The following is a 13,939-nucleotide window of genomic DNA, read 5'->3' as shown; positions in this document are numbered from 1 at the left end:
TTAGGGGCCGTTGAACTTGGCGCGCAGAGAATCAATGCGACTCTGCCAACGGTGCCCCGGCACGCCCCATAGACCGGCATCGGCGCCGAGCGTCATTTTCGCCTCGCGTGCCGCGGCCAGCGCTTCGGCCTTGCGGCCCAGTTCCGAGTACGCGATGGCCAGCATCACCCAATTGGCGGGCATGTCCGGATACCGCTGGACCGCTTGCCGCAGTATATCAATGGCGGCATCCGGATCACCAACGCTCATGGGCCAACTTGGCGCATAAAGCAACAACATGCCAAGGGCTCGAAACGCAGCGCCGCGGCTGTAATCCGGCTCCAATTCAATCGCCCTTTGCAGGTAATCACGGACGTGTTTGACATCGCCCATGTGCGGAGCCGAGCTTTCGCGCAGCGCAAAGCCCAGGTTTGCGCCCGCCAGGAAATGGTATGCGCCGCGCTTGTTGTCGCTCAGCTCCAACGCGCATCGCGCCGCTTCGTATCCGGCCTTGGCGACGTCTTTTCGCTGGAAATCGTTGTCGGTGAATTCCAGCAGCCAACTCGCCGCGCGCGCAACCATAAACTGCGCTGCTTCATTTTGCGGATCAGCGGCGGCGACACGGCAGGCTGCTTGGTAGCTGGTCCATACCGCTTCGGTCGGCCCGCGTCGGTCGAAGGTGGTTTCGGCAATTCGCATCAATTCCGACGGATCGTCGGGCAGCGTACGGACGCCCTGGGGCGCCGGCAACATCGTCTGACAACCGGCGACGGTTAACGCGAGGCACATCATGCCGATAGCCAGTGCTCCGCACAAAGTTTTGACTAATCTGCGTTGCTTCATCTGCGCGCGAATCTCCTTTTCGACTCCGAAAATCGTGGCGAGACTGTACAGAATTGCCCGTCGTGATTCAATACGGCGCTCTTTCGCCGGAAAAAGCCTTGCCAATGCGGCGCGGCGGTCTTACGTCAGTTAGGTATATCGGAGTGACCGTAACGCAACGGAGAATTCATGGATTACCGACGGTTCTGGATCATGTTGATGCTCGTCGTTTTACTGACCTTGTCGCTCGTTGCCGCCTGCGTTCAGGACGACGACGATGACAACGACGCCGCGAGCGATGACGACGACAACGACGACGATAATGATGATGACAACAATGATGATGATAACAACGACGACGACGCCGATGACGGCCTGAATCATCCGTACACGCCGTGCTGTAATTTGACGCCCGGCGACCTGCCGATCGGCGACCCCGGCATCCCCGCCGCGCAGGAAGGACCGTATTCCTTCGTGGAAGTGCGGCGCACATTCATCGACGCGGCGCGGGATCGTGACATCGACGCCGAAATCCTTTTCCCTTCGCGCGACGGTGAAAACATCGCGGCGGACGACGCTCCGTTCCCGATTGTCTTGGTCGTTCACGGCTTTTCCGGAACCAAGTTGCTGGTGCGCGAATACACCGAACGCCTCGCCACCTGGGGCTTTGTCGCCGTTGCGCCGAATCTGCCCTACTCCGGCGCGCTGGCGCTGGCTAAAATCAACCACCGCGAGTCGGCCCTCGACTTGCTCTTTATTGCCAACACCCTTTGTTGCGAAACACAGGATGACCAGTCGCAACTCTTTGGGCTGCTCGACCGCGCCCGCGTGGCGGCAGTGGGCCACTCGCTGGGCGGCAAGCTCTCGACGCTGGCGGCGATCTACGACAACGGTATCGACGCCGTGGCGGGCATCGACCCGGTCGACGGCGCCGGCCCGATCCCGAATCCGGACCCCGAACGATTTCCCCGCGTGAACCCCGACCTGGCCCCCGATCTGATCGTGCCCACGCTCTACCTGGGCGGCTCGGAAAGCGGCCGGGAAGTGTTCGGCCAGGCCTGTGCGCCGGTCGAGGACAACTACCAGCAATTTTTCGGCAACTCGCCGCCGCCCTCGGTCGAAACCACTTTCCGCGGTGCCGACCACACCGATTTCGTGCCCCAACTGCCGCTGGATCCTTGCAACGTCGGCACCGCCGACCATACGGTGGTCAAGGCCTTGGCCAAGAAGTACATCGTGGCCTTTTTGAACCATCGCCTGCGCGGCTGGGATCGCTTCAAAAGCGACTACGCCGGGGACGGCATGCAGGCCGAGGTCGACGCGGAGTTGATCACCTGGCAGGAAAAATAGAGGTTGCCGGCAGCTTAGGTTGCGCTCTTAAAGGCGTCGTGTGGACGTAAATTGCCGCCGAATCGGACACTATCCGGTCGTTGGTCGGCGGCCGAGCGGACACATGCGAGGTTCGCTGCGCCGCGTTTTAGCGTCCTGGTCACAAATTTTCCAGGCAAAAGAAAGGAGCCCGGGGAACTCGGGCTCCATGGACGAGAGGAGGTTATGCCGCAGGGGGCTAGAAGATATTGGCTACAACATCGATGCGAATTTCGGCTCGCAGTTCGTTGCTAATCACCGAAACCGGGTTCTTGCTGACCACCACAAAGTCGTAGAAAACTTCGTCGCCGTCGATCAAATCTTTGAAAACGCTCTCGATTTCCGATTCGCCGCCGTCGCGGGTCATGTCGTAACCGGAGATGGTTTCACCGGGCGCGAGATAGGCTTGCGCGATCAGGCTTTTTTCCGCGTCGAACTCTTCGCTGCCGTACATGTAAACGCGCACTTCGGCGGTGCTGTCGCCCTTGTTGGTGACCGATCCCTTCAGCATCGCATCGTGGATTCCGTCGAGGTGTTTCTTGTAGCTTTTGATGCCATCGTCTTCAAATGACTTGGTTTTCCAGTACACCGGCAGGGCGGCGAACTTGAGGTTTTCCACGATGAGCGGGGCATTTCCGCTTTGGTAAACTACCGCTTCGAGCAGGTACTCGTCGGTCAAAACACTGAACAAATCGGTCAGGTTTTGGTGGATGATCTCACCCGCGCCGGGCAGGTCGGCCGCCGATTCCAAACGCAGGTTCTCATAGGGGGCGAGGGTAATCGTGCCGATATTGATCGCTTGCGCCGGATCGCCGTTGGGCACCGCGCCAAGTGTCACGACGGTGGTTTGCGCGCTTTCGTTTCGCAGCACGCCGCGCAGGAAAAAGCGCGTTTCGCCGATGCCCAGTCGCGATACCTCGATGCTGTCGGAAAGACGGTCCACGCTGACCGGTCCGGCTGCGCGAAAACCGCCGGGCGGAATCACCAAACCTTGCGCAACTGCTACGGATTTCACATCGCGCTCGGCAGCGTCGTCGTGAATCGTGCGGGAGATGGAAATGGTCCGGCGTGTTGAATCTTCGATCAAATCTTCGATGGCGCCGCAGGCCGATAGAAGGAGAGAGAAAGCGGCGAGTAGGATCAAGATGCTGTTTTTCATCGTTTCGCTCCTTTTCCGTTGGATAGATAGAGCAAGGCGCGTGCCAACAAGGAGGAGCAGACGGTAAAGCCGCTACATTACAGCTATTTATGTTTTTTTAGATGGCTTTTGATATTCGCGCGCAACCCGGCCGAAACCGAGCACGATACGCTATCAACATATTGAAATCAAAGTGGAAAAGGGCTCCGGCTGCCGTTCCCAGGCAGCGCATAGGAACCAGCGGAGCGCGGGAAATTCAGCGCTGCAATCGTGTTTGACGTGCCGCGGATATTCGACGCGGCGCGGTGGATGGAAAACGCGGGTCGTGGTCGAAAATCGCGCGGCATTTCGTTGCTTTTCGGGGTCGGGCGCTTAACATACATGAGCAAAATTAATAACGAACCGTCATGGTTTGGTTCGATGACGGTTTATCGCGAGAGGTCTCATCAATGAATCGATTCAAAACCCTCCTACCGCTATTGATTATCGTTATGCTGGCTGCATCGCTCTTGGCCGTGGCGGCATGCGATGACGATGACGATGACGATGACAACGACGATAACGACACCCCGTCGGACGACGACGACGACGATAACAACGACGACAATAACGATGACACAACACCCGGCGACGACGACGATACCACCCCGGGTGACGACGATGACGACAACGACACCGTGGCGCCTTGGGATGACTTGTCCACACCGCTGGGACCCGGCGAAGTGCGGGCCGGCATGATTACCGACGTGGACGAACTGATCGGCGGGCCGCGGGCGCGCGCCGAAATCGGCGACTACAAAATCTATAATTCCCAAGTCGAATTCATTATCCGTTCGCCGCAGCACTCGGGCATTGGCTGGACCGGCTACGCGGGCAACGTGATCGACGCCGACCGCGCTCGTCCGCCGGAAGAAGCGGGAGCCGACGGCCTGTGGGGCTTGGAGCAGATGATCGGCCTGGCGCGTGGGTTCCTGGCCAAGGAAGTCCAAATCGTTGAGTCAGGTGCCGATGGCGAGGCGATGATCCGCGTCGCGGGGAAAGACGGCGGCATTCATTTGGTCGACAGCATCGCGCCGACGTGGGACTACGAACTGACGGTCGTGAACGATTACATCCTGTTGCCGGATGCGGACTACCTGACGATTCGCACGACCTTGATCGACCGATCCAACACGACGCGGCATGTGCTGATGGCCGACCTGCCTTTCTGGGGCGATGAGACGCGGCCGTTTGGTCCGCGCTCCGGTTTCAACATGGACGACTTCGATTTGCTTGCCGGTCTGCGATGGATCGGCGGCGTCAACCGGATGTGGCAAACGGTATCGTACGCCTTGGCCACGAACGCGCCGGACCACCGGTTCTGGGCGCCGTACGTGGATGGTGAAATCGTGCCGCTGATCGACACGGTGCTTAACATCGAGCCCATGGGCCAGGCCACATACGAGCGCTTGTTCCTGGTGGGCGACGGCGACACCGACATGTTTCCCGCGATCATCAACCAATACGACGGCGTGACCGATTCCGCCGTGTTGACCGGCCAGATCAACCTGCCGGTGGGCAGCGATGACTACGAACTGATTGAAGTCATGGTCACCGACGACCGACCCGCCGGGCAGAACTACGTCAGCCTGATCTGGCCCGACGAAACCGGGGCGTTTTCGCTGGAGGTGGAACCCGGCGACTACACGCTGGTGGCGAGCGGACCGGGACGCACCGACTCGGCCCCGTTGGATGTCACCGTGTCGCGCGGGCAGAAGGCGGATGCGGAAATCGTGCTCGGCGATGCCGGGATTTTCTCCTACGACATCACCGACGGCGGCGGCAATCCGGTGGCGGCCAAGCTTTCGTTCCAAACGGGTTACAACGCGCCGGCGACCGCCGGAGTCGCGCATCGAATTTGGATGGTGACCGGTATGGGCACCGAACGAATCATGCCGGGCGATTATACGGTCACGGTCTCCCGCGGCTTCGAGTACGACATCGCCAAGGCGAATGTGACGATCGAAGCGGGCGAGACGGTCTTGCTGGAAGAAAGCATCGAACGGGTTGTGGACAGCACCGGGTACATGACCGCAGACTTTCACATTCACACACAGTATTCGATTGATTCGCAGGCATTGGCGACGTCGCGGATAAAAGAACTCGCGGCCGAGGGCATTGAAATGCCGGTCATCACCGACCACGACACGCTGTCGAATTACGGGCCGATTGCCGCGGCGACCGGGGCCGACGCGTGGCTGCAGCCGGTTGTCGGTTGCGAGATCAGCCCGGTGTTTGGTCACACCAACGCGTGGCCGCTGGTCGCGGATCCGGCGGCGAACGACTACTACTCGATTCGTCTGGTGGAATACGACGAAAACGGCGGCTCGGCGGGACGGCACGAATTCGACGAGATCTTCGATATCGCCCGCAACGAGTTCGGGGCGCAAGTTGTTCAGATCAATCACCCACGGGCAAGCACCGCTTGGTTCGATTGGGTGGGTTACGACCCGGCCGCGGGCGTGGATTCGGTGGACGAACGGCGCTGGACCGAGAACTTCGACGCCATCGAAGTGTTCAACTCGGGCAACAACGACGAAGGAGCGCTCGCGGATTGGTACAGTTTCCTGGATCAGGGATACACGTACACGATGACCGGAAACTCCGACTCTCACACGACAAGCAACACCTTGGGCAATCCGCGGAATGTGTTTTCGATGTCTGACGACGACCCGACCACGGCCGATCCGGACGACATGGTCGCGGCGATTTTGGCGCATCAAAACCAAGTGTCCAACGGCGTGTTGATCGACTTTTTCATCGGCGATGAAAGCATTGGCGGGCTGTACACCTGCGCCGACGGCGGCACGGTGGATTTGGAGATCGTCGTGCAAGCCGCGCCGTGGGTGGCTACCGACTACCTGCGCGTGTACACCAATCATGGCACGCTGGCGGCGGAAGTCGCGCTGCCGGCCTCCACGGATGTCGTGCGTTACGACGACACGATCACCCTGGCCATCACGCAGGACTCGTACTTCGTGATCGCGGCCGGGCATACGAGCGCCACGCTGCACCCGGTTAACACCGAGCGCGTCTTCGGCATCACGAACCCGATTTGGGTCGACACCGACTGCAACGGCGAATTCGACCCGCCGGGCCTGCCTGTCTCTAACTAAGCAAATCAGCGCGGCGGGAGCCTTCGGGTTCCCGTCGCACTTGTGTTTTTTCAGCAAGCGTTTATTTCTAACATGACCTTGTGCCGTCCGTGGTGTAGGCGGCGTTCCAGCAGGTGGAGGAATGTCATGAAAAAATGGGCCGACTTGGCGATTGCTCAGCTCGCGAAGAAAAACATCGACTACGCGGATGCGCGAGCCGTGACCACGACCGACCAACGGATCATGGTTCGCGGCGAGCGGGTCGAAGCGCTGAGCGAATCCGAAAGTCGAGGATTGGGGATTCGCGTGCTGGCCAAGGGTGCGTGGGGTTTTGCCTCGACCAACCAACTTACCGAAGCGGCGGTGACCGCCTGCGCCGAGCGCGCCGTGGACATCGCGCGGGCCAGCGCGTTGACGACGACCGAACCCGCACGCTTGGACGACCGGCTCGCCGAACGCGGGGAGTACACGAGTCCGCGCCGGATCGATCCGGAAGAAGTGTCCCGCGAGAGGAAGATCGATCTTCTCGTTTCGGCCTGCCGGGAAATGGAGAGGCATTCGGACATCGGCTCCGGCAAGGCTCACATGCAGTTCATGCGCGAGCGCAAAGTCTATGTGGATACGGAAGGCGCCGAGATCAAGCAGGATATTTTGCACAGTGGCGCGGCGCTCGAAGCCATCGCGCAGGGCGGCGGGGATACGCAGCGGGTTTCGTACCCAAATTCGCACGGCGGCGGTTGGGGCTCGGCCGGTTTTGAGTTGATCGAGGAACTCAATCTACCGGGCAACGCAGGACAGACCGCCGCGCTGGCGGCCGAATTACTAGCGGCGCCCGAGTGCCCGCGGGGCGAGTACGACATCATTCTCGCAGGGCCGCAACTGGCGCTGCAAATTCATGAATCGTGCGGACACCCGACCGAGTTGGACCGCGCGCTGGGCACGGAGATCAGCCTGGCGGGAGGCTCGTTTATGACGCCCGACCGTTTGGGCTCGCTGCGTTACGGCAGCGAGAAGGTGAACTTGTACGGCGACGCGACGATTCCCGGCGCCCTGGGCAGCTTCGGATGGGACGACGAAGGCGTGCGGGCGCAGCGCTTCGATCTGGTGCGCGACGGCATCTTCGTCGGCTACCAAATGTCGCGGGAGACGGCGGCGGCTTTGGGGTTGGCGTCCAACGGCACGATGCGCGCGGCGGGATGGTCGCGGCTGCCGTTGATTCGCATGACGAACATCAACCTGGCGCCGGATCCTCGCGGTCCGTCGTTGGAAGAACTCATCGCCGACACGAAGCGCGGCCTGCTGATGGACGTCAACAAGAGTTGGAGCATCGACGATCTGCGGTTGAACTTCAGCTTCAGTTGCGAGTACGCGTACCTGATCGAAAACGGCAAACGAACCAAGCTGCTTCGCAACCCCGTGTACGTGGGCATCACGCCGCGTTTTTGGGGAAGCTGCGACGCGGTGGGCAACGAGCAGGAGTGGCGGGTCATCGGCGTGCCGAATTGCGGCAAGGGGCAACCGATGCAAACCGCCCGTGTGGGGCACGGTTGCAGCGCCGCACGCTTTCGCGGCGTCACGGTGGGGGGTGCGTCATGATCGGGCGGGAAGCGATTTTCGCGGCGTTGGACGCGGCGTTGTCGGAGGCCAAGGGAGAAGCGGTCGCCGTGTGCCAGGGACAGTCATCGGGACTGACGCGCTTTGCCGGGAACCGCGTGCACCAGAATATGCATACGGAAAACACGGTCGTTTCGATTCGCGCGCGGATTGATCAGCGCGAGGGAATCGCCGTGACCAACAGTCTCGCCCCGAGCGAGCTTGTCGCCACATTGCGCCGCGCCGAGGCCGTGGCGGCGGCCAACCCCCCGGTGGAGGATTCGCCGCCGTTGCCCGGTCCGCAAGAGTACGGGGAGGTGGTGACCTTCGTGGATTCGACGGCGGAGTATTCGGCGGACGCGCGGGCGCGGTCGGTCAAAACGATTTGTGAAGTGGCGAAGGCGGCCGGAGCGGTGGCGTCGGGCCTGCTGGCCACGGGCGCGGGCGAATTGGCCGTGGCCAATACGGCGGGACTGCGCGCCTACGTCCCGTTGTCGGTTGCGGAACTGATGGCGATCGTTGGCGACGGCCCGGCGTACGGGTACGCGGCGGGTGTATCGCGGGACATGGCGGACATTGACTGCGAGGCGGCGGCGAAACGGGCGTTGGCCAAGTGCCGGGCGGGCCGGGAGCGCGTGGAAATCGAACCGGGCGAGTATGAGGTGATCTTGGAGCCGGCGGCTGTCGCCGAGGCGTTGGAATGGTTGAACGTCATTGGTTTCGGCGCGCGATCCAATGAGGAAGGCACAAGTTTTCTGGCCGGTCGCGAGGGTGAAAGCATCACCGGCGAGGCAATTTCAATTTACGATGACGGGCTCAACGCGCAGGCGTTGGGCGTACCCTTCGATTTCGAAGGCATGCCCAAACAGCGCGTGGATTTCATCAAACGCGGCGTATGCGGGCGCGGCGTGACCGATTTGCGAAGCGGCGCGCGGTCCGGCCGGGTCAGCACGGGCCATGCCGTACCGCCGGGCGAATCGGGGTGGGGCGCGATGGCGATGAATTTGGTGATGGCGGGCGGTGACAGCGACCTGGAAGAGATGATCGCGTCGGTGGAGCGCGGTATTCTGGTGACGCGGTTTCATTACGTCAACGGCATGATCGACACGCGTCGCGCGGTGCTGACGGGCATGACGCGCGACGGCACGTTTTTGATCGAGAACGGGAAGGTGACGTCGGGTCTGCGGAATTTGCGCTTCCAGCAACCGTTTATGGAAGCGTTCGCCAATGTCCGCGCGTTGTCACGGCAGATGCGGTCGACGCCCGCGTGGTGGGGGGAATACGGCGCGTACCTCACACCGGCGGCGCAAATCGACCGCTTCCGTTTTATCGGCGTGCAGAAGGAGCAATAGGATGCCGCGATTTTTTCGAGGGACGTTGTTGAATCCGTCGACGCCCGAACGAGCGTTGTTGTTGGAAGATGGCGGCCTGCTCGTGGACGACGACGGCACGATACTCGCGGCGGGCGCGCGGGAGGAAATCGCGTTGCCCGAGGGGTGCGAGACCGTCGATTTCAGCAACTACCTCGTGATGCCCGGTTTCGTGGACACGCATTGCCACGTCGCCCAGGCGCGCGCGGTCAACGTGCGTCACGCGTCACTGCTCGAGTGGCTGAGCAAAGTCGTGTTTCCCATGGAGTCGGCATACAGTGCCGATGTGGCGATACGAGAGGCGCCGGACTTTTTTCACCGACTGCTGGCCACCGGAACAACGACCGTCGGGCTGTATGTCACCGTGAACGAAGACGCGACCGACGCCGTTTTCGCGGTGGCCGAATCGGTAGGGATTCGCGGGGTGATCGGCAAGGTCATGATGGACCAGCACAGCCCGCCCGCGCTGCAGGAAAACACGGCGGCTTCGCTGGCGGCCTCGCAGCGCTTGTGCGAGATGTGGCACGGGCAGGCAAAGGGTCGGCTGCGGTACGCGTTCACGCCGCGATTTGCGCTGACGTGTTCGGCCGAACTGCTGCGCGAGGCCGGCGCCATGGCCGCTGAGTACAAGTGCCACGTCGCGACGCACGTTGCGGAAAACAAGGCCGAGGTGGCGCGCGCGGCGGAGTTGTTCCCGGAGGCGCGCAGCTATCTGGATATTTACGACCGGGCGGGGCTTTTGGGGCCGCGCACGATTTTGGGCCACGGAATTTATCTCGACGAGAAAGATTGGGACGTGATGGCCGCCACGGGCACCGGCCTGGCGCACTGCCCAGTGTCGAACATCTTGCTTGAGAGCGGCATTCTGGATTTGGCGGCGCCGATGTCGCGCGGCGTCGCGGTCGGCTTGGGTTCGGATATCGGCGCGGGGTCGGACCCGGCGCTCACCGAAGTGGCCGAGTCGGCGATATCGGGCCAGATCGCGCGGAAGGTGCTGGGGCATTCGCATCGTGTGGTGACGCCGGAACTGGCGTTTTATCTCCTGACTCGCGGTGGCGCCGAGGCGATGGGGTTGGCCGATGAGATCGGCGATTTCCGGCCGGGCAAGCAGGCGGATTTCGTGGTGTTCGATCCGCGGGAATGCCTGCCGATGGCCGAATGGACACCGGAAATGGATGCGGCCTCGCTGCTGTATGCGATTTTGTTGCGGTTCCGCGCTACGGCGGTGCGGGCCACGTTCGTACAAGGTAGGCGCGTTTACCCGTCGCTCGAAGCCTGAGTCGGATTCAAGTTGAAGAAGCAATCGACCTTTTGACCCGCAAGGAGAGGCGCAATGCGTTTGGTGAATCGTTTTGGCTTGGTGTTGTTGGTGCTCTTGTTCGTCGCCGGTTGTGCGACGCACGGAATGCGTTTGCCGGAAGTGCCGGCGCCGCGCGGTTCGACAGCGGAGGAGATCAACGGGTATCTCGTGGCCGATCCGTATCGCGACCTGGAAAACGCCGCGCAGGCCGAGGCATGGGTGGAGGCGCAAAACGCGCGCACGCGGGCGTACTTGGAAAAAGTTAAAGTGGACGGCGTGGCGGAGCGGATCGCCGAGTTGTTCGCCATCGGCTTCGTGGGCGACCCGTTCATGGCGGGCGGCAAGGTTTTCTACCTCAAGCTTGAACCCGGCCAAGAGCAACGAAAGCTTTTCGTGCGGGAGAACGGCGGCGACCGGCTGCTGGTCGATCCGGAAAGCGTCGACGCCAGCGGTAAGACGGCGCTGGACTGGTTTCGCCCATCGAAGACGGGGGGCTTTGTCGCCTACGGTTTGTCGAAGGGCGGCGACGAGAACAGCACGTTGTACGTGGTCGATGTAGCGACGGGCAAGCGGTTGCCGGACACGTTGCCCGACACGCGCCACGCGTCGATCGGCTGGTTGCCCGACGACAGCGGCTTTTACTTCACAACCTACCCCGGCGGCGCGCAGTACGATCGTCACGTGTATTTCCATCGCTTGGGCGAGAAAGCGGACGCGGCGACGTACGTGTTCGGCCGCGGGCGGAAGAAAACCGACTGGCCGAGTGTCGGCGTGGACCGCGACGGCCGCTACTTGATGATGAGCGTCGGCACCGGCGTGACGACCAGCGACAGTTACTTGGTGGATATCGCGACGAACCGCGTCATTACCGTGGCGGAAAACTTGGACGCCGAGGTGTGGCCGGCGGCTGTCGTGGGCGACAAGGTGTGGCTGTACACGACGCTGGACGCGCCGAATATGCGCTTTGTGGAAGCGGACATCGACGATCCGTCGCCTGAAAACTGGCGCGACATCCTGCCGGAGCGTGACGTGCCGCTCAAAGGCGTCGAGCGCGTCGGCAAGGACCGGCTCGTGGCGTTGTATCTGGAAACGGCCGTGTCACACTTGCGGCTGTTTGATCTGGCGGGACACGAGCTTGGCGAAATCGAACTCCCGGCGCCGGGCTCCGTGAGCGGGATGAGCGGCGAGCCGGGCAGCGAGCGAATCGTGATCGAGTATTCCTCCTTTTTGTATCCGCAAAGCCTGTTCGTCATCGAACCGGCGCGCTCGATGAAGGCCGAACCGATGATCAAGACCTCGGCGGGCGGCGCGTTCAATCCGGAGGACTTCACCGTCGAGTACGTGGAGTATCCATCCTACGACGGCACGAAAGTGCCGATGTTCCTCGTGTATCGCAAGGACATGGTACGCGACGGCGGCAACCCGACGGTGCTGTATGGATACGGTGGCTTCAGCATCAGCATGGGGCCGAGTTTTTCGCGGACGAATTTGTTTTGGATCGAACGGGGCGGCGTGTACGCGCTGGCGGCGATTCGCGGCGGTGGAGAAAAAGGCGAAGCGTGGCACAAGGCGGGCATGGAAGAGAAGAAGTTCCAGGTCTTCAAGGATTTCGAGTACGCCATGCGGTACTTGATTCGGGAGGATTACACGCGCCCGGAGAAATTGGCGATTCGCGGCGGGTCGAACGGCGGCTTGCTGGTCGGCGCAATGATCACCGGCGTGCCGCACTTGTTCGCGGCGGCGGTCGGCCAGGTCGGGCTTTACGACATGGTGCGCTACCACAAATTCCCGCCGGCGCAGTTGTGGATTCCCGAGTACGGCAGCGCCGACGTGCCGGAGCAGACCGGCTATCTGTGGGCCTATTCACCCTATCACCAGGTGCTGCCGGGCGTGCGGTATCCGGCGTCTTTCATCCACACGGCAGAGTCGGACACGCGCGTGCATTGGCTGCACTCGGCAAAATTCGCGGCGGCGTTGCAGGCCGCGGGGCCCTCACGCGGACCGATCTTATTCGAGTTGCAGCGGCAGGCGGGACACGGCCAGGGGATGAACTGGTCGGACGTGATGAAAAAAACGGCGGACACGTACTATTTTCTGCTCGACCAAATCGGTGACCCTGCCGCGGCACGGTAGGGCGGCCGGGTCACGGGGCGGAGCGCGAATCGGTATCGCAGCACAGCACGTTTTCGGTGGGGAAGGGTTCACCGGTTTCGAGGCAAAGCAAATTCCGCACCGTGGTGGCGGCGATGGCGTGAAGGGCTTCGCGGGTCAGGAACGCTTGGTGCGAAGTGACGAGCACGTTGGGGAAACCGAGCAAGCGCGACAGGTCGTCGTCGGGCAAAATCTCTTGTGACAAGTCGCTGAAAAACACGCCGTCCTCTTCTTCGTAAACGTCCAGCGCGACGCCGCCGAGGTGTCCGGATTTCAGGGCCTCGATGAGCGCGTGCGTATCGACCAGTGCGCCACGGCTCGTATTGATCAGATACGCGCCGGGTTTCATCTTGGAAATCGTGAACGCGTTGATCGTATGATACGTTTCAAGCATCAAAGGTGCATGCAACGTGACGACGTCGGCGCGCCCCAACAGTTGTTCCAGGGGCAAATACGTGACGCCGTGCGACGCCGCCCATTCCTCGTCCGGGTGGGTGTCATACGCAAGGACATCGGTCTGCAGACCGCGAAACACTTGCGCCACGAGCTTACCGATTCGCCCGGTGCCGATCACGCCGATAGTTTTACGGTGAATTTCGCTGCCCACCATACCCTCAAGGGAGAAGTTCTGATCGCGGACGCGGTTGTAGGCGCGATGAATTTTTCGGTTCAGCGTCAACAACAGGCCGAGGGTGTACTCGGCGATGGCGTGGGGCGAATACCCGGGAACGCGCACGACGGGCAGCCGCAGTTCACGCGCGGCTTCGAGGTCGACGTTGTTGAAACCGGCGCAGCGCAAGGCGACAAGCCCGACGTTCATATCCACGAGGATCCGCAGCGTCGAGCGGTCGGCGTGATCGTTGACGAATAGGCACACGGCGTCGCAACCCTCAGCGAGGGGGGCGGTGATTTCGTTAAGATTGAAATCATGAAAATGAAACGCCAGGCGCTCGTCGGCGTGTTGCTCAAAGAATTGTTTGTCGTAGGCTTTGGTTCCGTAGAAAGCGACTTTTATCAAACCCTATCCCCCTTTTATTTTCTTGCACCCTTGCACAAAAGGGAATGTAAGAACGCGGCGGGTCTT

Annotated in this window: 9 protein-coding genes; 6 read left to right on the top strand and 3 right to left on the bottom strand. The window is 61.5% G+C overall.

Going from position 1 to position 13,939, the window contains the following annotated elements; translation table 11 throughout:
* On the bottom strand, positions 1 to 822 hold the full coding sequence (locus tag P9L99_08555; protein ID MDP8223395.1) for a tetratricopeptide repeat protein: 822 nt from the start codon (positions 820 to 822) through the stop codon (positions 1 to 3).
* Positions 823 to 990: 168 nt separating this feature from the next.
* On the opposite strand from P9L99_08555, the gene P9L99_08550 reads away from it, so the two are divergent.
* Entirely contained in the window at positions 991 to 2,151 is a 1,161-nt protein-coding gene (locus tag P9L99_08550; GenBank protein MDP8223394.1) for an alpha/beta fold hydrolase, read from the top strand.
* A 217-nt stretch (positions 2,152 to 2,368) separates the two neighbouring features.
* Here the strand turns inward: P9L99_08550 and P9L99_08545 are convergent, their stop codons facing one another.
* Positions 2,369 to 3,328, bottom strand: coding sequence for a hypothetical protein (locus tag P9L99_08545; GenBank protein MDP8223393.1), 960 nt, complete (start codon positions 3,326 to 3,328; stop codon positions 2,369 to 2,371).
* Between the two features lie 428 nt (positions 3,329 to 3,756).
* Between P9L99_08545 and P9L99_08540 the strand changes: the two genes are divergently transcribed.
* From P9L99_08540 to P9L99_08520, 5 genes are all read left to right on the top strand, one after another.
* A complete protein-coding gene (locus P9L99_08540; GenBank protein ID MDP8223392.1) occupies positions 3,757 to 6,462 on the top strand; it encodes a CehA/McbA family metallohydrolase in 2,706 nt (901 codons plus the stop codon).
* A gap of 126 nt (positions 6,463 to 6,588) precedes the next feature.
* Complete coding sequence (locus P9L99_08535) at positions 6,589 to 8,037, top strand: TldD/PmbA family protein (GenBank protein ID MDP8223391.1); 1,449 nt, start codon at positions 6,589 to 6,591, stop codon at positions 8,035 to 8,037.
* Positions 8,034 to 9,386: a TldD/PmbA family protein gene (locus P9L99_08530; GenBank protein MDP8223390.1), complete on the top strand. Its 1,353-nt coding sequence runs from the start codon at positions 8,034 to 8,036 to the stop codon at positions 9,384 to 9,386. Before P9L99_08535 ends, P9L99_08530 begins: the two co-directional genes overlap by 4 nt.
* A gap of 1 nt (position 9,387) precedes the next feature.
* A complete protein-coding gene (gene guaD / locus P9L99_08525; protein ID MDP8223389.1) occupies positions 9,388 to 10,683 on the top strand; it encodes a guanine deaminase in 1,296 nt (431 codons plus the stop codon).
* A gap of 54 nt (positions 10,684 to 10,737) precedes the next feature.
* Entirely contained in the window at positions 10,738 to 12,837 is a 2,100-nt protein-coding gene (locus tag P9L99_08520) for a prolyl oligopeptidase family serine peptidase (protein MDP8223388.1), read from the top strand.
* Between the two features lie 10 nt (positions 12,838 to 12,847).
* On the opposite strand, the gene P9L99_08515 is transcribed toward P9L99_08520, so the two are convergent.
* On the bottom strand, positions 12,848 to 13,873 hold the full coding sequence (locus P9L99_08515) for a 2-hydroxyacid dehydrogenase (protein MDP8223387.1): 1,026 nt from the start codon (positions 13,871 to 13,873) through the stop codon (positions 12,848 to 12,850).
* Positions 13,874 to 13,939: the final 66 nt, after the last annotated feature.

The sequence above is a fragment of the Candidatus Lernaella stagnicola genome (genome assembly GCA_030765525.1).
GTDB classification, from domain to species: Bacteria; Lernaellota; Lernaellaia; order Lernaellales; family Lernaellaceae; genus Lernaella; species Lernaella stagnicola.
Note: the sequence above shows the minus strand (reverse complement) of the source record. Positions and strands in the feature narration are given on the sequence as shown.